This window comes from Leisingera sp. NJS201, from assembly GCF_004535885.1.
GTDB lineage: Bacteria > Pseudomonadota > Alphaproteobacteria > Rhodobacterales > Rhodobacteraceae > Leisingera.
Genome location: NZ_CP038234.1, coordinates 1,528,317 through 1,549,184, shown reverse-complemented (window position 1 = coordinate 1,549,184; position 20,868 = coordinate 1,528,317). Strand labels below are relative to the sequence as shown.

Annotated in this window: 18 protein-coding genes and 1 pseudogene; 15 read left to right on the top strand and 4 right to left on the bottom strand. The window is 61.9% G+C overall.

The features are described 5' to 3' along the window. The 12 genes from ETW23_RS07620 (at nt 1) to ETW23_RS07565 (ending at nt 11,377) form a co-directional block, all read left to right on the top strand. Entirely contained in the window at nt 1-723 is a 723-nt protein-coding gene (locus ETW23_RS07620; RefSeq protein WP_205879948.1) for a hypothetical protein, read from the top strand. Further along, on the top strand, nt 701-997 hold the full coding sequence (locus ETW23_RS07615) for a hypothetical protein (RefSeq protein ID WP_167738095.1): 297 nt from the start codon (nt 701-703) through the stop codon (nt 995-997). The genes ETW23_RS07620 and ETW23_RS07615 overlap by 23 nt, the downstream gene beginning before the upstream one ends. Continuing rightward, nucleotides 994-5,094 (top strand): DUF1983 domain-containing protein, encoded by a 4,101-nt coding sequence (locus tag ETW23_RS07610; protein WP_134829623.1) that lies wholly within the window; start codon nt 994-996, stop codon nt 5,092-5,094. The genes ETW23_RS07615 and ETW23_RS07610 overlap by 4 nt, the downstream gene beginning before the upstream one ends. A 13-nt stretch (nt 5,095-5,107) precedes the next feature. Continuing rightward, entirely contained in the window at nt 5,108-6,283 is a 1,176-nt protein-coding gene (locus ETW23_RS25820) for a hypothetical protein (RefSeq protein ID WP_134829622.1), read from the top strand. Nucleotides 6,284-6,297: 14 nt separating this feature from the next. Then, nucleotides 6,298-6,627, top strand: coding sequence for a hypothetical protein (locus ETW23_RS07600; protein ID WP_134829621.1), 330 nt, complete (start codon nt 6,298-6,300; stop codon nt 6,625-6,627). Then, nucleotides 6,624-7,046 carry a DUF4376 domain-containing protein gene (locus ETW23_RS07595; RefSeq protein ID WP_134829620.1) on the top strand — a complete coding sequence of 141 codons (423 nt, stop codon included), beginning with the start codon at nt 6,624-6,626 and terminating at the stop codon, nt 7,044-7,046. Before ETW23_RS07600 ends, ETW23_RS07595 begins: the two co-directional genes overlap by 4 nt. A 151-nt stretch (nt 7,047-7,197) precedes the next feature. Beyond that, a complete protein-coding gene (locus ETW23_RS26735) occupies nt 7,198-7,413 on the top strand; it encodes a Com family DNA-binding transcriptional regulator (protein ID WP_205879947.1) in 216 nt (71 codons plus the stop codon). After that, nucleotides 7,385-8,155: a site-specific DNA-methyltransferase gene (locus ETW23_RS07585; RefSeq protein ID WP_134829619.1), complete on the top strand. Its 771-nt coding sequence runs from the start codon at nt 7,385-7,387 to the stop codon at nt 8,153-8,155. Before ETW23_RS26735 ends, ETW23_RS07585 begins: the two co-directional genes overlap by 29 nt. Before the next feature lie 466 nt (nt 8,156-8,621). After that, nucleotides 8,622-9,077 carry a DUF2852 domain-containing protein gene (locus tag ETW23_RS07580; protein WP_134829618.1) on the top strand — a complete coding sequence of 152 codons (456 nt, stop codon included), beginning with the start codon at nt 8,622-8,624 and terminating at the stop codon, nt 9,075-9,077. Between the two features lie 111 nt (nt 9,078-9,188). Next, nucleotides 9,189-9,620 (top strand): RDD family protein, encoded by a 432-nt coding sequence (locus tag ETW23_RS07575; protein WP_134829617.1) that lies wholly within the window; start codon nt 9,189-9,191, stop codon nt 9,618-9,620. A gap of 549 nt (nt 9,621-10,169) precedes the next feature. Continuing rightward, nucleotides 10,170-10,994, top strand: a complete 825-nt coding sequence (locus ETW23_RS07570; RefSeq protein ID WP_129370492.1) for an arginyltransferase — start codon at nt 10,170-10,172, stop codon at nt 10,992-10,994. Then, nucleotides 10,994-11,377, top strand: a complete 384-nt coding sequence (locus tag ETW23_RS07565; protein ID WP_134829616.1) for a VOC family protein — start codon at nt 10,994-10,996, stop codon at nt 11,375-11,377. Before ETW23_RS07570 ends, ETW23_RS07565 begins: the two co-directional genes overlap by 1 nt. A gap of 144 nt (nt 11,378-11,521) precedes the next feature. On the opposite strand, the pseudogene ETW23_RS07560 reads toward ETW23_RS07565, so the two are convergent. The 3 genes and pseudogenes from ETW23_RS07560 to ETW23_RS07550 form a co-directional block, all read right to left on the bottom strand. Next, a pseudogene (locus ETW23_RS07560) lies at nt 11,522-13,875 on the bottom strand (TRAP transporter large permease subunit). A gap of 15 nt (nt 13,876-13,890) precedes the next feature. Then, a complete protein-coding gene (locus ETW23_RS07555) occupies nt 13,891-14,817 on the bottom strand; it encodes a TRAP transporter small permease subunit (RefSeq protein WP_134829615.1) in 927 nt (308 codons plus the stop codon). 139 nt (nt 14,818-14,956) lie between these two features. Continuing rightward, a complete protein-coding gene (locus ETW23_RS07550; RefSeq protein WP_129370488.1) occupies nt 14,957-16,039 on the bottom strand; it encodes a TRAP transporter substrate-binding protein in 1,083 nt (360 codons plus the stop codon). Between the two features lie 282 nt (nt 16,040-16,321). Here ETW23_RS07550 and ETW23_RS07545 point away from each other — a divergent pair, with 282 nt between their 5' ends. The 3 genes from ETW23_RS07545 to ETW23_RS07535 all read left to right on the top strand — a co-directional run bounded on the left by ETW23_RS07545 (nt 16,322) and on the right by ETW23_RS07535 (nt 19,496). After that, nucleotides 16,322-17,749 carry a cache domain-containing protein gene (locus ETW23_RS07545; protein WP_134831279.1) on the top strand — a complete coding sequence of 476 codons (1,428 nt, stop codon included), beginning with the start codon at nt 16,322-16,324 and terminating at the stop codon, nt 17,747-17,749. Between the two features lie 63 nt (nt 17,750-17,812). Beyond that, nucleotides 17,813-18,457: a response regulator transcription factor gene (locus ETW23_RS07540; protein ID WP_129370486.1), complete on the top strand. Its 645-nt coding sequence runs from the start codon at nt 17,813-17,815 to the stop codon at nt 18,455-18,457. Between the two features lie 70 nt (nt 18,458-18,527). Then, nucleotides 18,528-19,496: a LuxR C-terminal-related transcriptional regulator gene (locus tag ETW23_RS07535; protein ID WP_134829614.1), complete on the top strand. Its 969-nt coding sequence runs from the start codon at nt 18,528-18,530 to the stop codon at nt 19,494-19,496. A 5-nt stretch (nt 19,497-19,501) separates the two neighbouring features. Here ETW23_RS07535 and ETW23_RS07530 read toward each other — a convergent pair whose 3' ends face one another. Then, the gene (locus ETW23_RS07530) at nt 19,502-20,650 is read right to left on the bottom strand and encodes a lytic murein transglycosylase (protein WP_134829613.1); all 1,149 of its coding nucleotides are present in this window, start codon (nt 20,648-20,650) and stop codon (nt 19,502-19,504) included. Nucleotides 20,651-20,868: the final 218 nt, after the last annotated feature.

The following is a 20,868-nucleotide window of genomic DNA, read 5'->3' as shown; positions in this document are numbered from 1 at the left end:
ATGAGCTATTCCGCACAAGCACAGCAGCAGCTCGCAGAACGCCGCGGCACCGACGCCCGCGTCCTTCTGTGGTTTCAGGCCAAGAACCGCACCACCGGCGCCCCGGAAACCCTGGGGTTCTGGACCGGCGATGATCATCAGGAATTCCTGATCGACGGCGGGATCCGCACCTACTACGGCGCGGGTGCCGTGATCGATGTGCCCCCGATCATTGCCGCGCCGGGGTTCCAGGTGCGGCAGTACCGGGTCAAGCTGCCGCCGATGCTGGACGAGGTGAAACAGCTCCTGCAGCAATATGATCCCCGCCACGCTGAAGTGCAGATCCATTCCGCTGTCTTCGACCTGGACACTGGCACTCTGATGCCCCCCGTTAAACGCATGTTTAAGGGTGTTTTAAACGAGGCGCCGGAGGAGCTGGGCGGCAAGGGCAAACCCAGTTTTACCCAGCTTGTCCTGGTTTCCCCCGCCCGCAAGCTGACCCAGGGCCTGCCCCTGAAGCGTTCAAACGCCGAACTGCAGCGCCGCAACGCCGACGACCGGGGCCGCGAATACAGCGACGTTGCCGGTGAATGGCCGGTGCCGTGGGGACCTGATGCAAAACCGGGCGGAACTCCTGCTGGATTATCTGAGCGGCATCCGGGCTGCCAAGCGCGTGCTGAAGCCGTCGCAATTCGACTGCGCGTTCTTTGCGGCAGGCTGGGTGAAGGCCTGCACGGGCGTTGACCTGGCCAGCGCCTGGCGCGGCAAATACCGCAGCCTTGATGAAGGCCGGGCCATGCTGAAGGGCGCCGGCTACCGGGATCTGGACGACCTGGCCGCGGCCCATTTGGCGGAAATCGACGGCTGGGGCGGTTCCCGGCCGGGCGACATTGCCGCAATCAGCGAAGGCGGCCACACGGCGCTGGGAATTATTGGCGGTCCGCAGATCCATGTTCTGGGCCTCAAAGGGCTGGACTACCTGCACCTTGACCGGGCGCAACGGGTGTTCCGGCCATGAAGCTGCTGTCTTATGCCCTGCTGTTCCTGCTGGCGCTGAGCCAGCCCGCCGAGGCCGCCTCGGTCGGGGCTGTCCTGGTGGCACTTGGCACCGCCTTCAAGGCCTATGTTGCCGCCAATGCAATCGCGGCCTTTGCGCTGCGGACGCTGGTTTCCACCGGCATTTCGCTGCTGCTGAAGAAGTTCCAGCAGCGCAAACAGCGCCGCCCCGGCATTCAGACGTCGGCGACCACGACCGGCGGGACAGATCCGCAAGGCTCGGTTGTTGGCCGGTTCGCCACGGCAGGCCATCTGGTCTATCAGAACAGCCATGGCGAAAACCGGGTTTATCTGACCCATGTGATTGAGCTGGGCGACCTCCCCGGCGCCAGCCTGCGCCGCCTGATCATCGACGGCGAATATTCGGAGATCGGCACCGACTGGGACCCGAACGTCGGCTACCAGATCCTGAACAAAGTCGCGGATGACGGCTGGGGATACGGCTGGATCCGGTTTTATGACGGCAGCCAACTGGCGGCGGATCCGCGCCTGGTGGCGCTGTACGGCGCGGACCCGGACCGGCCCTGGACCGAAGACCACATCCTGACCGGCCTCAACTATGCGGTTCTGACCTTCTACCGCAGCGACAAGCAGTATCCGAACGGCAGGCCGCAGGTCCGCTTTGAGCTGAACGGGCCGGGCTTTTATGACGTGCGCCAGGACAGCACCGCCGGGGGCAGCGGGCCTCAGCGCTGGGAGGATCAATCCACCTGGCAGCCCACCGAAAACCTGATGGTCATGGCCTATACCGTCATGCGCGGCATCACCCTGCCCTGCGGTTCTGTCTGGGGCGGCGGCTTTCCGGCCGGGGACATGCCTTACACCGAATGGGCGGCCGCACTGGACGCCTGCGATCTGGGCGTGGGCAGCAACAACCGGCCTCAGTTCCGCGGCGGCATGGAGATCCGCTTTGAAGAGCCGCCGGCTGATTTCCTTGAGGAGATCTTTGCCGCCGCAAATGCCGAGATTGTCGAGCTGGGCGGCTATTGGTATCCGCTGGTGGGATCAGTTGACACCTATGCGGCCGATCTGACCGAAGACGACCTGCTGGTCTCTGAAGGCTGGAAGCACGATCCCTTCCCCGGTCTGGAAAAGGCGTTCAACGCCGTCACAATCACCCATCCGTCCCCCAATGCGCTGTGGAACCCGTCCGCGCCGGTCACGCTGACCCGGCCGGAATGGGAAGCGGAAGACGGCGGCGAGCGTGTGTTCGATCTGAAGCTGCCGATGGTGTTCAACACCCCGCAAGCGCGCCAGATCGGCAATGCGCTGCTGAAGGAAAACCGCCGTTTCAGGACACACCGGCTGCCGCTGCCGCCGGAGTATTCAAACCTGCGGCCTCTGCTGAAGACCCGTTTCACTTCTGGCTGGTACGGCTACAACGGCAAGACCTTCACCATCACCGAGATGGCCTATGACCTGCTGAAGCTGAATGTCTCTGTCAGCCTGCGGGAATGGGACCACAGCGATTTTGATCCGGACCTGGCGCTGGAAACCCCGGACCTGCCGCAGGTCACCGCGCCCATCGTCACCCAGGACGCCGGGGTGCCGGGCTTTGGCGTCTCCGGCATCGGGATCAAGGACGCAAACGGCATTGTCCGCGGCGTTGGTATCCGGGCCGTCTGGACCCCTTCCCTTGCAGCCACAGCCGATGGCGTTTCTTTCCAGGTCCGGGTCAAGGACGGCGACGACGAGCGCTTCAGCGCCAGCACCGCCGATCTGGAGCTGGGCACCTTCCGCCTGGAGCCGATGCAGGGCAGCACCGAATACGAGGCCCGCGGCAGGGCCATCTCAAAGACCAGGGACACCAAGTGGACCGCCTGGCTGCCGGTCACCACGCCCGCGTTCAAGCTGCAGCCGGACATGCTGGCAGATGAGACCTGGCAGGCAATTTCCGATGATGCCACTGCCGCCGCCGCCGCGCTGGACGACCAGCTTGTCCTGGACAAGATCGCGCCGCTGGAAGGCGCGGTGCAGCGGGATCTGGAAATCCGCGATGTGCAGAGCTTCCATGCTGCCGAAGCGCTGGGGGTCATCGGGGATAAAGTGCTTTGGGCGCTGACCAGGCTGTCTGAAATCGACGCCCGCATGGCAGACGCCGGGATCTATCAGGACCCGGACACCGGCACGGTGCGGATCTATGGCGTGGTTGCGGAAGCGGAACGGATCAGCGAGGCGGAAATCCGGCTGTCCGCTGCCGAAGCCTCTATCACACTGTCGGCCACGCAAGCCTGGGTTAATCAGCAGATTTCCAATGCGGTGCTGGACCCGAGCCAGATCCCCGTCGTGGGCGACCTGCAGGTGCGGGTCAATCAGGTTGAGGCGGATCTGGACGCGGCGGAGGCGGCAATCGCCCTCAAGGCCACGCAAACCGAAGTGGACGGGATGGACGCCCGGCTGAGTTCGGCGGAAGTGGATATCGACGCCGCGCAGGAGGCCATCACCCTGAAGGTGGATCAGGCGGATTTTGACGCCGCCGAAAGCCGCCTGTCCTCGGCAGAGGTGCAGATCAGCACCCTGGACGGCCCGGCAATCACCCAGTCGGTGAGCGACGTGCGGACCCTGCATGATCAGCTTGGCACTCAGGATGTTGCCACCCTGGAGCAATTGCTGCTGGCCTATGAACAGCGCGAAGCCCTGAAAACCCAGATTGCCTATGCCACTCAGGATATCCGGGCGCGGGTGGATGATGACCGCAGCGCAACAGCAGCCATCACGGCATCGCTGGGCGTGGCGATTGAAAACAGCGTGTCGCTGATTGAATCGGAAAAGCTGGTGCGTGCCAGCGGCGATGCGGCACTGGCCAGCAGCATTGATGCTTTGGAAGTCCGTCTGGATGGCGACATCGCCGCCCAGGCGTCCGCTTCCAGCGCGCTGACAACCCGTGTCAGCACCGCAGAAGGTGCGATCACCAGCCACAGTCAAAGCCTGATCAGCCTTGAAGCCCGCCTGGATAGTGCGGAAGGGGGTATTTCCGGCCAGGCCACGGCGCAATCGCAACTGGATGCGCGGGTCACAAGTGCGGAAGGCGTGATCACCAGTCACGGCCAGAGCCTCATCAGCCTGGACAGCCGTCTGGATGATGCCGAGGGCAATGCTGCCGGACAGGCCACCGCCCTCAGCCAGTTGGACACCCGTGTGACTGGTGCCGAAGGGAATGTGTCCAGCCAGGCCACGGCGATCACGCAATTGCAATCCGATGTTGGCGACAACAGCACCAGCATTCAGCAGACCATGCAGACTGTGGACGGGGTGATGGGCGAATACACCCTGCGCATCGACAATAACGGCCATGTGGCGGGTATGGTGGTCCGGTCTGATCTGGATGACCAGGGCGAACCCGCATCCGAGGTCGCGTTTCAGGCGGACAAATTCGCAATTGTCTCGCCGGATGGCGCGCAGAAACGCAGCCCCTTTGTGGTCTATACTGAGGACACCATGGTCGGCGGAATTTTGGTTCCCGAAGGTGTTTACATACGCAAGGCAGCGATCCGCGACGGCTCAATCGGCAATGCTGAGATCGCCGGAAGCCTAAAGTCTTTCGACTACGCCGAAGACGAAAACGGGATCCCAACCGAAGGCGTGAAAATCGACTTCAAGAACAACGCGCTGAAAGTGGCCGGCGCAGTGTTTTCCCGGCCCATGGTCCTGGCGCAGGGATCATTCACGGTTTCGGGGGCCGTTGGCAATGGCGCCCGCTGGGCCTTTGTGAATACCGGCATCCGGGTCGGTAAACTGGACGTCTGGCAGGCACAGCGGTTTGCCCTGGCCGCTGCCGCATCGGTCACCACCACCGGCACCGCACCGGTCGGCATGGACCCCAACAACACATTCTGGACCCTCAATACATCGATCCAGCCAGGGGCGCGCTGGAATGGATTTGGCGGCGCCAACCCCGCTCCGGCAGCGTCTTGGAGCAAGGACCCTTCCGCCCTGGTGGATCCGCATTGGGCCAGCGGCAGCGATCAGCGGGTGTTCCTGGCAATCGATCTGGAGGCCCAGGGCGGCGTCTATTTCAACAACCCGAAAATCGAATGGACAGTGTTCCAGGTAACATAAGGAGGGCAGCCCTATGGCGTGGCCAAAGACAGGAACAGTCAGCGTTGTGAACGGCAGCGCAATCGTCACCGGCACCGGCACCAGCTTCTTTGGCAGCGCGCAGGCGGGCTGGGGCTTTGTCGGCCCGGACGGGCGGGTCTATGAGGTGCTGGCGGTCAGCAGCGGCACGGTTTTGACAATCACCCCCGCCTACCAGGGCGCAACGGCGGCTGGGCAGATCTATGCGCTGTTCCCCACTATGTCGCTGGCGCATGACCTGGCGGCCAGCGTGCAGGCGCTGACCGGCACGTTTCAAGCCGTTGCGGACGGACCCGGCCAGGGCAAGTTTTCAACCGATGTGGTCAAGCTGGGCGATGAAGACACCGGCCTCGGCTGGCCGTCCAGCAATGAGGTGGCGCTGAAAGCCGGGGGCGATTGGCAACTGCGCCTCAAGGGCGGCGCTGCCAGCGGCGCGGCGGTGCAGTCCAGCGCGACGGATGCCACAGCAGGCAAGCTGATGACAGTCGGGGCATTTGGGCTTGGGGCCTATAGCACCTCTCCCCCACCATCAAATGACATTTCCGATGGTATTCCGAGCGGGTTTTACACCACCGATGCCAATACAACCGGAACAGGATCAGAGACGCCTGTTAACGGCCCGCTGCTGCATGTGCAGCGCGGGGGCGGCACAGGCAGCCCTGGTGCGTTCCAAATTTGGCAACGTGGTGTGGGCAACCTCCTGTATCGGCGGTTTGCCAGTGGGGCGCCTACGGATTGGGCTGAGTTCTTCACCAGCGCAAACATTCTCGGCACTGTCTCCCAGTTCGGCGGGGTGCCGACCGGCGCTGTGATCGAGCGCGGCAGCAACCCTAATGGCGAGTATGTGCGGTTTGCCGATGGCACCCAGATCTGCTGGGGTAAGGTAACTCTTGATCATACGGGCACGTTTTCCAGCTCCTCGCGGCTCTATGGGTCTTGGGACTTCCCTGCGGACTTCGTGGCGCCGCCGAACTGTCAGATGAACCCCGGCGTTGATAACTCCGGGAACTTCACGGGATGCTCGCGGGATGATGTGAAGAACTGGGGGACAAACACCGCCTCAACATCCTCCAGCTTGACGTATCTCAGTGTGTTCTTCACCGGCGGCGTTTCCACGACGGATGCGCGGGTTGAAAACATCCATGTGCGCGCCGAAGGCCGCTGGTACTGAAGGGAGCAGAATTCATGAAAATCACGATACAAACTAAAGCAGCACTGCCCGGTGCTCCTGAGACAAGTGCCCTTGTCGGTGGCGATGTGATCACCGTTGACGGTGTGCCCTTTGACCTTTCCGGTGTTCCTGAAGGGGGCTTTGCCACGCCAGAGGGTGATCACCCGTTTATTGGGCGCATAACCCGGATCGACGGCGAACTGCATGTGCGGCTGCGGTGGCGCTATGCCGCTGCCGCGGCTGAGCCGGTCCAGCCCGCAGAATTGCCCGCCCTCTCCGTCAGCAACGGGCCGGTGCCTGACCCGATTGTCCGCAATCCCCAGACCAGCGAGGCCAAAGCATGACGTTCTCCCTGAAAATCACCACGGCTGAGCAAGCCGCAGCGGCGGCCCGCGCGGCACTCCTGGTCGATCTGGCCGCTACCCGGTGGCAGATCCAAAACGGCGGCATCACACTGCCCAGCGGCTTCCACGCCCGCACAGACCGCACAACCCGCGCCGACCTCACCGAAGCCTTGAGCGCTCTGCAACTGGGCATCAAAAGCGAGCCGTTCTCCTGGAAGGCCCCCGACGGCTGGATCAAGCTGACGCGCGCGGACCTGGAGCAGATCACCGCTGCCGTCGCGGCCCATGTGCAGAGCTGCTTTGATGCGGAAGAAACTGTGGAGACGCAGATCGCCGCACTCAGCAATGCGGATCTGGCCGCGTTTGATGTGCGGGCTGCATTTGATGCCGCCATGGCCTCCCCTGCGGCTGAAACCTGAAACAAACCGCCTCCCGGAAACGGGAGGCCGGGGGGTGTACCATCACCCTCCAAACTCGGGGCCAAAGCTCTCACACCAGACCCCGCCGACCATGCAACACTCTTGGCCGCTCCCTGTCCTCGAGGACCCGGCCTCTTTGGAGTGATTCCACTTGAAGCTGCAAGACCAGCGTTGCGGTGAATGCCGCAGATTGTTATTCAAAATTGAGCCTGGCGCCCTTAGCGGCACGCTCGCCATCAAGTGCCCAAGATGCAAGGCACATAATTCCCTGAGGCCGCAGAGCCCTTCACCAAAGCGCCCGGATCAATCCAGTGAGCGTGACGGAAAGGCTCAAAGCCATGAACCCCGCTTCGAAGATCAAATCTGAGGCCGCTCCCGGCCTCACCATCGCTCAGACCGACGCCCTGACCTTCCTGGACAGCCTCAGTCCTGCCAGCGTCGGCGGGCTGTTTGCCGATCCACCGTATTCGTCCGGAGGCAGCCAGCGGACTATCACGACCCAGACCGGCCGGAAGTATTGCGGCACCCTCAGCCGCAATACTCTGCCTGACTTCGCCGGGGAGACTATGGACCAGCGCTCAAATCTGCGCTTCACCGTTTCTTGGCTGAGCGCTGCGCGGCGGGTGATTGAACCCGGCGGCTATTTCGGGATCTTCTGCGACTGGCGCCAGCTTCCCGTCTTTACCGATGCGGTGCAGATTGCGGGTCTGCACTGGAAGGGCATCAGCGTCTGGGACAAGACCGAAGGTGTGCGGCCGCAGAAAGGCGCCTTCCGCCACCAGTGCGAATACATCGTCTGGGGCACCAACGGGCAAAAGAAGCCTGGCGCCAATCGCATCCTGCCGGGCTGCTTCCGCAAATCCAATGTGACCCGCAATAAGCTGCATCAAACGCAGAAGCCGGTTGAGGTGATGGATTGGCTTTTGTCGATCACCGAAGACGGCGCCCCGGTCCTGGACCCGTTCATGGGCAGCGGCACCACCGGCGCCGCCGCCCTCGCTTCCGGCCGCCCGTTCTTCGGCTGCGAGCTGGTGCCGGAGATCTACAAAGTTGCGGAAGCGCGGCTGACTGCCTGTCTCGGCCAGAGCCAGGTCCAGGACTGTGCTTAGGTTCCCACGCTCCAAAACCTTCAAAAACCGTAAAGCCCCCCTTTAAGGGGCATTAAAAACCCTCTGCCGTCCGGCGTTTTTTTACGTTTTGGGCGGCGGATTGCCGAGTTTGCAATGGGAAGTGTCCCGTACTGCAACGGGAAGTGTCCCAAAAAACCGGCGTCAAATCGCGGGACCGGCGCAGATCCGGGCTGGCTAAACCCCGGTTTTGCGCCTAAAAATCAGGGAATTCGCAAAAATGAGTTGCTGCAACGGGAAGTGTCCCGCACTGCAACGCGAAGTGTCCCGCTACACCGCTACAACCGCTACACCCGCTACAGTCCCGCTACACCCGCTACACCGCCGCCCGAATGCGTGAATGCGTGAATGTAAAATGTTTTCACATCCCCCTTGAACTCAGACCGCCGGGTTCCGATATGCAATGATGTGAAGAGGATTTACATTCACCGCAACCAGGAGGACCCTGATGACGAGTTTCACCCCTACCGCCCCCCATGCACCCGTGCAGGGCTGGTTTTCCCGCAGCGAAGCCTGGCTGGACAGCAAGGGCAAAGGCGCCTGGATTGCCTCCATGGTCTTGGGCTTCGTGTTCTTCTGGCCAGTGGGCCTGGCCCTTCTCTTTTACATGATCTGGAGCAAACGCATGTTCAGCAAATCCTCCTGCCGCCACCGCAAGTCATGGGCGCGCCACGGATATTCCGCTATGCGGCCCTCGGGCAACAGTGCCTTTGATGCCTACAAGGCAGACACGTTGAACCGCTTGGAGCAGGAGCAGCACGACTTTGACGCCTTCCTGCAGCGCCTGCGCGAAGCCAAGGACAAAGCCGAATTTGACGAGTTCATGGATGAGCGCGCGCAAGCCGCCGCCCGCAGTGATGATCCGGAAGATGAAGTCGGCAACGGCGGCCCCAAGGGCCACTGATCTGCCCGGCACGCAAAGGCTCCGGCTGCCCCGCCCCTGACCGGGCGGGGAAACGGTTCGGCCCATCTCCGCCCCCCCGCTTAGCCCCTGCAGCGCAAAGGACTTCCGCATATGACCGCCCTGCCCGACCCCGATTACCAGGCAGAATTTTATACATCCGTGCCCGCCAAACGGCTGATCGCCTGGATCATCGACAGCATTCTGATCTTTGCCATCAGCGCCGCCGCAGTGGTGCTGACGGCCTTTACCGGGCTGCTGATCTGGCCGCTTTTGTATCTGGCTGCAGGATTTGCCTACCGGACCGTGACCATTGCCAATGGCTCTGCCACCTGGGGTATGCGCTTTGCCGGGATTGAACTGCGCGACGGCTCCGGCCAGCGGCTCGACAGCGGTTTGGCCGCATTGCACACCGCAGGCTACTCGCTGTCGCTGGCGCTGCCGGTTCTGCAGGTGATCTCGGTCATCCTGATGCTGACCTCCTCGCGCGGCCAAGGCTTGACTGACCACTTCCTCGGCACCGCAATGCTGAACCGTCGGGTATAACGGACCCCGGCCTGCTCCGGAACACACAGGGGCAAGGCTATGCTAAGCTGCCTTGCGTCCAACCGGGAGTACCAGTTTTCAGGACACATACGCCTGAGGATCTGCCTAACCCCGTACCCAAATCTTCAATGTCCCAGGCGATCTCATGCACAAGCATCCAAGCCGCGTTAGATGGGCAGTTTGAACAAACGCATCTTGAAAACCTGACCGTAAGACATAACCCGCAAACCAAACTTCTGGAATCGCTGCAAGGCATGCAAAAAGGGCAGAAACGGAGCGCCAGATGACGCAGACAGATCAGGAAAGCCCGGATGCGAACATAAGCGCGCAAAGGCGCGGCGGTCTGTGCAAGTGCTCTTGCCGAAGTTTTCAGCGGCGCAACTCCTGACAGATATTGAACAATCGGCGCTGTCTGCCCGCCTTCCAACGCAAGAGCCTGTTAAACCATTTTCCACAAGTCCACTTGGCGCACTGGAACCGCGTTGCTATCATCATGGGACCACGTTGCGAACCGTTCCGTCTGTCCTGTGAAACTGCTGAAGAGTTCTGATGCGCCATACCCTTCCTATTGCACCGCAGTTTTATGTGACGGCGCCGCAGCCCTGCCCGTATCTGGAGGGCCGGATGGAGCGCAAGCTGTTCACCGCGCTGCAGGGCGACGGGGTGGAGCAACTGAACAACAGCCTTAGCCAACAGGGTTTCAGACGCTCGCAGAACGTGCTTTACCGGCCGTCCTGTTCGGAATGTTCCGCCTGCCTGTCGGCGCGGATCGATGTGGCGGCCTTTACTGCTACCCGCAGCCAGAAACGCACGCTTAAACGCAATGCGCATCTGGAACGGCGTGCAACCTCGCCCTGGGCAACCGAAGACCAGTTTTCGCTGTTCCGCAGCTATCTCGACAGCCGCCATGCCGATGGCGGCATGGCGGATATGGATGTCTTCGAGTACGCCGCTATGATCGAGGAAACCCCGGTGCGCAGCCGGGTTGTGGAATATGGCGAGGCCGGATCCAACAAGCTGACGGCGGTATCACTGACCGACGTGCTGGAGGATGGGCTCAGCATGGTCTATTCCTTCTACGCCCCGGACCAGCCGCAGAATTCGCTGGGCACGTTTATGATCCTCGACCATATCGCCATCGCCCGCGAGGCCGGGCTGCCTTATGTCTACCTCGGCTACTGGGTGCCCGGCAGCCAGAAGATGAGCTACAAGGCCAAGTTCGCAGGCCTGGAAATTTATCACCGCAGCGAATGGAAAAAGATGTCCGACCCGTCTGAGTTCGAAGCCGCCGGCCATCCGCTGTCCACCGATCCGATTGCCGAACAGGTCGCCAATATCCAGTTGCCTGAACAGCCTATCCATCGAAGCCGCTGATGCAGCATATTCACGCCGTTTCACTGCTGGTGCCGGATTACGACGCCGCAATTGCATTTTACTGCGGCCGGCTTGGCTGGCAGCTGGCCGAGGATATTGATCAGGGCAGCAAACGCTGGGTCCGTATCCTGCCGCCGGGCGCCAGCCAGGGCAGCTTGATCCTGGCCCGTGCCAAAGGACCGGAACAGGAGGCTGCCATCGGCAGCCAGTTCGGCGGCCGTGTCGGGTTGTTCCTGGCTTCAGATGACTTTGCCCGCGACCACGCGGCGATGCAGGCTCAGGGCGTCATATTCGAGGAACAGCCGCGCCATGAACCCTATGGCACCGTTGCGGTCTGGCGCGATCCTTTCGGCAACCGCTGGGACCTGATCCAGTTCGCCTGAAACCGGCGCCGCCTCGTTTCATCTTTCTGCAAATACTCCGGGGTGAATGCGCCGCAGGCGCAGAGGGGCAGCGCCCCTCCCCCCGTAAAAGCAAAGGGGCCCGCATGGGGCCCCTTTTCCGTTTAACTATTCCTGTTGCCCTGGTCAGTTCGGAATCAGCGCCGGCACGATGGTCACAATCGCCGGGAAGGCCCACAAGATGCCGATGCCCACCACCTGGATCAGCACAAACGGCGCAACCCCGCGGTAGATATGGGCCGTTGTCACCTCCTTGGGCGCAACCCCGCGCAAATAAAACAGCGCAAAGCCGAAGGGCGGTGTCAGGAACGAGGTCTGCAGGTTCACCGCCACCATAATGGTGACCCATTTCGGATCAAACGAACCGCCATAGATCACCGGTCCGACGATGGGGATCACGATGTAGATGATCTCCAGGAAGTCCAGCACAAAACCCAGGAAGAACAGCACCAGCATCACGATCAAAAAGACCGTCATCTCGTTGTCAAAGCTCTTCAGGAACTGCTGGATATAGTGTTCGCCGCCAAAGGAGATCACCACCAGATTCAACAGCTGCGAGCCGATCAGGATGGTGAACACCATTGAGGTCACCTTGGCGGTCTCCCGCACAATCGGTGACAGCACGCCTGATTTGAACAGCACCCAGCAGCCGTAAAGCAGCCCGAACAGCGCAAACAGATAGGCGCCGTAGGCCACAAAGAATGCAATCCAGCTTTCCAGGGAAACGCCGCCCTGGTTCACCCGCAGATCAAAATTCATGCCAACCAGGATGCACAGCATGACGGCAAAGGTGGACCAGATGATAATCTTGCCGGACCGGCCCTGATCCTGCAGCTTGCGGTAGGCCGCCAGCATGATGGCACCGCCTGCCCCCAGCGCCGCAGCGGGCGTCGGGTTGGTGATGCCGCCCAGGATCGACCCAAGCACCGCAACAATCAGCACCAGTGGCGGAAACACCACCCGGATCAGATCGTTTCCGGCGCAGCGCGCAGCGGCCTCGCGGCAGCCCCAAAGCGCCAGCAGCAGCGGCAGTGCAATCCACAGCACAGTCGCACCGGCCGAGGTTGTGGGTGCAATTGCCACCAGATCCACCAGCGCAACCAGCAGCACGCCGATGGCGCCCAGGATCAGCGGCTTGGCATCGCGCGACGGCGCCACACCGCGGCCAAAGGCCAGCACCAGCCCCAGCAGGATCATGATCACCGAAATGCCGGTGCCGATCGGCGCGGCGGCGGCGATCTTGGCATCACGGGCGGCGATGATTTCATCCTCGCTCAGCCGTTCTGACAGGGTCACACCGCCAGCAGCCTCGATGGCCTCCTGTTCGGCAACAGCGGCGTCCCAATCCTCCTGCCCGTGCAGGTCGATCATCGCGGCCTTGCACTCGGCACCGACATTGGTGCGCAGGGAGGCTGTCTCGCCCGCGTCCGAGAATGTCGAAACGGTGATGTTCTGGCTGCCGATCACGTTGAAGCTGCCCAGCAGGATGGCACCGCCAACCAAGGCCGCCGGAACCGCCAGGAACCAGGTCAGGCCTTCACCGCGGGTGATCACCTCGCCAGTGCCGGGCTCCATCGCCACGGCAGGTGCCTTGTGCGGGTTCAGCAGTGCATAGCCAAAGGCGTAAGTTGCATAAAGCAGCGCCAGCAGGATTCCCGGCAGCAGCGCCGCCTGGAACAAGGTGCCGACCGACACCACCGCAGGCTCACCCAGATAAGTCAGCGCGTCGGAACAGCCCGCCTCCATCGCGCGGGTTTCCTGCGCGGTGGAATACAGGTCGCCCGCGAGCGTGCCCAGTAGAACAATCACGATGGACGGCGGGATGATCTGGCCCAGGGTACCGGACGCCGCAATCACGCCGGTTGCCAGTTCCGGTGAATAGTTGTTGCGCAGCATGGTGGGCAGCGCCAAGAGACCCATGGTCACCACGGTGGCGCCGACAATACCGGTGGAGGCGGCAAGGAAGGCCCCCACAACCACAATCGACACCGCCAGACCGCCGGGCAGCGGGCCAAAGACGCGCGCCATGGTGGTCAAGAGATCGTTGGCGATCTTGGAACGTTCCAGGGTGATGCCCATCAGAACAAACATCAAAACCGCCAGCAGGGTTTCAATCGAGGCACCGGCCAGAACCCGCTCATTCATCCGGTTGACGATGAAGGAGACATTGCGGTCGAGCGCCACTTCCCAGCCTTGTGTGAACACAGGTTCCGCCAGTGTTGGCAGGTCCGGGTATCGGAAGACCGAAACCTTATCCGGCCGGATGCCGGAATTCACCAGATCGCGGTAGGCCTGCGACGAGGTGTCGATGGCCTGGTGGATCAGGATACCGGAGCTGTCCAGCGCCGCAATAATCCCGAAGGAGATGATCCCGGCACCGCCGATGGCAAAGGCCACCGGAAAGCCGGAGAGGATGCCCCGAAGAGGCACATGAATACGATGAGCAGGCCGATTTCGACGCCATCAAGTCCAAATAACATGTTTCTGACGTCCCTTTAGTGCGTGCCTTCGTAGGCTTCTTCACCCTCTCCAAGGCTGTCCTTGTCGAGGTATTTGTTTTCGCTGCCTTGGCCTTCGACGAACTCAAGATAAGAGCGGTAGAAGAAGGCAATGGCGTGCAGGAACACGAGGCCCGCAAACAGCACCAGCAGGATCTTGAACAGGAAGTAGGCATTGAACCCGTTGGGGCTGAACCCGATGGTCTCCACATTCCAGCGCAGGGCGCGGGATTTCATCACCAGCCGGTCCAGGCTGTCCGAGGCCGAGGGTTTCGGCACGATCAGGTGGCGCCACAGGAAGAACCAGCCGTACATCCAGGTCAGCACTGCCGTGGGCATCATGAACAAAAGCGAGCCGAGCATGTCGACCACCCGCTTGGCGCGGAAACTAATGCCGGAATAGATCAGGTCCACCCGCACATGGCCGCCCTGCACAAATGTGTAAGTCACGCAAAGACAGACAACCAAGGCATTGTAAAGCTTCAGTTCTTCAGCAAACCAGCTGATGTCCTGCGAAAACGGGATGCCAAAGCCGAAACTGATATCAGGCCGGGCAAACACGCGCTGCATGAAGACAATGATGATCTGTTGCAAGACCATCAAAAGGCCGGCCCAGGCAAAGAAGCGGCCCACGGTGTTGGCCAGCCCTTCCAGCCCGCGCACCATGCCCCACATGACATTGCGAAAGTACAGGCCGATAGCGGTCAGCACCAGGAAGGCGGTGAATACGACAAAGAAAAACTCGACCGAGCCGCCGTAGTAGACAAAGCGCATGACCGAGGCCTTGTCGGACCAGTCAAGCCACAGCTGCGGATGGGTGACGGCGTAGCCGAAATTGTAAAAGGCGCCGGCGATGTTCTGGATCAGCCAGACAAGCCCGCCCCAGATTGCGCCAAAGAAGGTGATGCCACTCTCTTCCTGCATGTTTCCCCCGGGAAGATTGCTGCGAAGCTGCCGCTAGCGGGTTGGGCGCGCGGCGTCTGCCGGCCGTCCCGTAGTTTCAGCAACTGCATGTGGATCCCCGCGCGGCGGCGGAGGATCCGATTGATGCCTTTCAGGCAGATTAGCCCAGGACGCGGTCGCGCTGAACGCGGTAGGCGCCTTCGGATTTGGTGATCCAGCCCGAGGAGGCCTTCATCGAGGCTTCGACGCTGCTGCGGATTTTTGCAAACAATTCGTCGCCCATGAACTCGTCCAGGGTGTCCTTGGTGGCGGATCCGAAGGCATCCCAGACGCTGTCCGGGAATTCCAGGGTTTTCACGCCGCCGGACTGCAGGCGCTGCAGCGCCGCACCGTTGTTGTTCATGAACTGCGCCAGGCTCCACTGGTGGCCGGCGGCGGACGCCATTTCAATGACCTTCTGGTGCGCAGGCGACAGGCCCTCGAACACATCGCGGTTGGTGGCAACCGACAGCGCCGCGCCCGGCTCGTGGAAACCTGCGGTGTAGTAGGTCTTGGTGATTTCCTGGAAGCCGGCCTTCTCGTCCGCCCAGGGGCCGATCCACTCGGTGCCGTCGATCGCGCCGGAGGACAGCGCCTGATAGACTTCGGAACCGGGGATGTTCTGCACCGAGGCGCCCAGTTTGCCCAGCGCCTTGCCGCCCAGGCCCGGCATCCGGAATTTCAGGCCGTTGAAATCTTCGGGGCCTTTGATTTCCTTGTTGTACCAGCCGCCGGCCTGCGGGCCGGTGTTGCCGCCGATGAAGGACTTGAGGCCGAAAATCTGGCCCAGCTCGTCATGCAGCGCATGGCCTTCGCCGTGGTAGTACCAGTTGGTCAGTTCCTGCGGGGTCATGCCAAAAGGCACGGCGGTGAAATAAGCGTAGCCCGGGTGCTGGCCGGTGAAATAATAGTCGGCACCATGGTACATGTCGGCCTGGCCTGCGGTCACGGCGTCGAACACTTCGAACGCGCCGACCAGCTCGCCTGCGGCTTTCACCTCAACGGTCAGGTCGCCACCGGACATGGCGGTGATGGCGTCGGCAACATACTGTGCGGAATCATGCACACCCGCCAGGCCGCGGCCCCAGGTGGTGACCATGGTCAGGGTGCGCTTGCCCTGGGCATAGGCCGGTGCAGCCAGCGTGCCGGCTGCGGCGGCAGTCCCGCCCAGCGCGGAAGTTCTCAAAAAAGAACGGCGATCCATTAATTATTCCTCCCATTTATTCTTCGGATTGCCCGGAAGGTCCCCCGGGCGGATCGGTTCGAGTGCGGCCAGCCTAGCGGCGATGAATTTTATGTGAATACCTAGTACTGCGTAGAACGGCACGTTTTTGAGGGCATTCGCCGGAAAGTTCCTGCATTCCCGGCGCGAATCCCCAGGGGACCACTCCCGCCTTAAGAGCAAATACCTCCTGCCCATGTGATTCCTCTGGGCGGCTGCAAAATGATTCGGTACAAGAATCTGACCAATTCCGGGGACCTGCTGATGCGCCTGTTCCAATCCATTCTGCGCCCCACCTATGCGCAGAAGCTGTCGCTGCTGATGACCCTGCCGCTGATCGTGGCGGGCACCGCGATTGCTGTGCTGGTGGGCTATCAGTCGCGCAGCCTCGCCGAACGTGAAATCCAAGCGCTGGAACTGCAGCTGCTGGAGGCCAAGAAGGCCGAGCTGCGCAATTACGTGACCCAGGCGCGCAATGGCTTCGCCCATATCTACGGGCTGGCCGCCCCCGATGATGCCGAAGCCAAAGAGCGGGTCACCCAGATCCTCAGCGCGATGATCTACGGCAAGGACGGGTTCTTTTTTGTCTATGACTACGACGGCACCAATCTGGTCAGCCCGCGGCAGACAGAATTTATCAACCGCAATTGGGCTGGGCTGACCGACAGCACCGGGGTGCCGGTGGTGGATGAATTCATCCGCCTGGCCCGGATCGGTGCGGGCTGGCACAGCTTCACCTGGGAGAAGCCCTCAACCGGGGAAGAGGCGCAGATGATCGCCTATGTGCTGGGGCTGCAGGATTGGCAGTGGGCGATCGGCACCGGCGTGTTCATTGACGATGTGCTGGCTTCGGTTGCCGCCTCGCGGGCCGAGGTTGAGGCCCGGGTGCAGCGTACATTCTTCTATATCGGCGGTATCACTCTGGTCTCTCTGGTGCTGGTCTTTGCCTCCGGCATGTTCCTGAACCTGCGTGAGAGGCGGCTGGCGGATGCCAAGCTGAAGGAGCTGACCCAGCGGGTGTTCGATGCCCAGGAAGAAGAGCGCGGCCGGGTGGCGCGAGAGCTTCATGACGGCATCAGCCAGCTTTTGGTCGGGGTGCGCTATGCGCTGGACAACACCCGCCGGCGGCTGTCCCGCGGTGACAGCGACGGTGCTGCGGCACCACTGGAGAAAGGCGCCGATAACCTGCTGACTGCAATCACCGAAGTGCGCCGTATCAGCCGCGACCTGCGTCCCGGTGTGCTGGACGATCTGGGCCTTGGCCCGGCGCTGAAGGCGCTGACGGATGATTTTGCCGCCCGCACCGGCATTGAGACAGAATTTTCCACTGTGGTGTTCCGCAACCGGCTGGATCAGGATGCCAAGATCGCGCTGTACCGGATTGCGCAGGAAGCGCTGACCAATATCGAACGCCATGCCGAGGCCAGCAAGGTCAGCATCGACCTGCGCGGCCACACCAAAGGCGCCACCATGCGGATCACCGACAATGGCCGCGGATTGCCGCCGCGCGATGCGCGCAGCGGGCCGGGCATTGGCCTGCGCAATATGCAGGAACGGATTGAGCAGCTTGACGGGGCCTTGCGCATTCTGTCATCACGAGGCACCCAAAGCGGCACGGTGATCGAGGCAAGCCTGCCTCTGAGCCATCTGCTGCCGCCGGGTGAAGAGGGAACGCCTGTGCAATTGCCGTAACCGGGGGAGGATACGGCGTCTTGCGGGCCTCTCAACTGATGGAAAGCTGCCTTGTGGGGGATGATGGCTGATCCTGTGAAAGTTCTGATCGTGGATGACCACCCGATGGTCGCCGAGGGCATCCAGTCGATCCTGGAAAGCTATGATGATATCGAGGTCGTCGGCTCATTGACTGACGGGCGCGACGCGGTGGAACAGATGGGCACCTTGGCGCCGGATGTGGTGCTGATGGATCTGAACATGCCCAATCTTGGCGGGCTGAGCGCGACCGAGATCATTCTGGAACAACACCCCGGCACCCGCATCCTGATCCTGTCGATGCATGACAGCGCCGAATATATCTCCACCGCGCTCAGCCATGGCGCCATGGGGTATGTGCTCAAGGATGTACCCACAGAAGAGATCAAACAGGCCGTTGATGCGGTGATGAAGGGGCAGACCTATCTTTGCACCGGGGCCGCGGGTTCGCTGAAGCCCAAGGGCGGCGACAGCCGCGAGGCGCTCACGGGCCGGGAACAGACCATCCTGCTGGAGCTGGCACAGGGGAAGTCCAACAAGGAAGTCGCCCAAGCGCTTGATATCTCGGTCAGAACCGTTGAGACGCACCGCAAGAACATCAAACGCAAACTGGGCATTTCCTCCACCGCCGGCCTGACGCGATACGCGCTGGAGCATGGCGTGCTGCAGGGGACCGGCGCCGGGTTCTGATCCTCTCCCGCAGTTTTGCCTTTGTGATGTGCCGCCCCTGCCCTAGCCTCCCGGACCAAGGAGACGCGCTATGACGACGGACAAACCCCCGATCACACCTGAAACCCAGGCCAAATGGCAGCGGGTGGTGGATCTGGTGGCCGAGCTGACCGATGTGCCCGCCGCATTGATCATGGCAACAGTGGATCTGGATCACCGGGTCAAAGTATCGAACGCGGCGGAAAACAATCCCTATTACCCCGGCCGCAAGTACCACCTGAATGAAAAGCTCTATTGCTTCGGCGTGTTTGAGGCAGACGGCGAACTGGTGGTTGAGGACGCCCGATGCGATCCCCGCTGGCAGGACAACGAGGACATGGAGCACGCCATGTCCTTCTACATCGGCTACCCGATCAAATGGCCGGACGGCGAGGTTTACGGCACCATCTGCGTGCTCGACACCCGCCGCAACAAACGCGCCCTGATGTTCCGCAAAGGCCTGCAGGAATTCTGCCGGGTGGTCGAGGGCGATCTGGCGCTGCTGCTGGAGGTCGCCCAGCGCAAACAGGCCCAGGCGGAGCTGCGCGAGACTGTGCGGGCGCGCGAAGACACCATCAAACGCCGCACCAAAGCTTTGGAAGATGCCAATACCGCATTGCGGGTGCTGATTGACAATGTGGAGGCCTCGCGCCACGAGAGTGAGCAGCAGATCGAGCAGCAGATTAAGGGCATGGTGCTGCCCTATGTGGCCAAGCTGCGGCATCTGGATGCGGACCGGGAGTTGCAAAGCGCCTATTTGCAGATGGTTGAGGATAATCTCAAGAACATCACCTCAAGCCTGTCCTCCAAGCTGGCCGAGACACTGGAGCAGCTGACGCCTGCGGAGACTGAGATCATGCAGCTGATCATGATGGGCCGCACCACCAAGGAGATCGCGGCCACCTTGGGGCGGGAGACCAGCACCATCGACTTTCACCGCAACAACATCCGCCAGAAGCTGGGCCTCAGCCGGCGCGAGAACCTGCGCCAGCATCTGATCGCGCTGAATTCGGCCGGGTAGCCCGGTTATCTGAGGCTGCTGAGCAGCACCTGCGACGGATCACCTGTTGCGGGCAATCCGCGGCTGGACTGAAAGCCGCTGATGGCAGCACGGCTTTTCGGTCCCAGCACACCGTCGGCGCCGCCGGTATCGAACCCTTTGGCCGTCAGGCGTTTTTGCAGCAGGATGCGGTCATCCTTGGTCAGCCCGTATCGGTCCGGCGGGAAACTGGCCCGCAGCGGGCCCCCGCCTGCGATACGGTCAGCCAGATGGCCCACCCCGATCGCATAGGAATCCGAATTGTTGTAGCGCTTGATCGCATTGAAGTTTCCAGTGACCAGGAACTTCGGTCCGCCCGCCTGCGGCTGCAGGGTACGGCCTGCGGGGGTTCCCGGCGCCCCGGCCTCGCCGCCCCATTTCTGCCCGCGGGTCCAGCCATTGCGCTGCAGATAGGCCGCGGTGGAGGCCAGCGCGTCGCTGGGATCCTCGGACCAGATGTCGCGGCGTCCGTCACCAGTGAAATCAACCGCAAAGGCCTGATAAGATGTCGGGATGAACTGGGTATGCCCCATCGCGCCAGCCCAGCTGCCGCTCATCCGCGCAGGCGTGGTATCGCCGTTTTGCAGGATCTTCAGTGCTGCAATCAGCTGTTTTTCAAAGAACGCTCCGCGGCGTCCGTCATAGGCCAGCGTTGACGTGGCCGAGATCACCGGCACATTGCCGCGGCGCTCACCGTAAAAACTCTCCAGCCCCCAGATTGCGCAGATGATTTCCGCATCAACGCCGTAAGCGCGCTCCAGCGCCCGCAAGGTGGACTGATGCCGGGCAAAGGCGGCGCGGCCTTTGGACAGGCGCTCGTCCGAAACGGCGATAGAAAGGTAATCCTCCAGCGTGCGCTTGAATTCGGTCTGGTTGCGGTCGCGTTTGACAACACCGGGCAGGTAGCCCGCACCGCGGAACGCTGCGCGCAGGGTAGATTGGGAAATGCCGCGCGCTTCTGCCCGGATGCGAAAGGCAGCAACCCAGGCATCATAGCCCGCATTGGGCGCCGGGCGCAGGTCTGCGGGCAGGCCGGTTGCGCCGCTGGGGCCGCTGCCAGACGGCACCGTACTGCTGCAGGCGGTCAGTCCGAAAGCCGCAAGACCAAATCCAAAATGACGCCGTGTGATATCCATGCTGCTGCCCGTTCCGATGTTTGTTTTACAGCCCGGTTGCGCCGGACTTGTTTCCTGACAAGCTGCCAGAATCCGGAGATGGCGCCAAGGCCCGGATTTCCCCCGCAGCAAAGACCCGCCACAGGCCTCCGGCCGCTTGTTATGGGGCCGCCCCCCATATTTACCCCATATTCTTCCGGGGCACCCCTGACGTCCAACCCTGTCTAGCCTGATTGCAT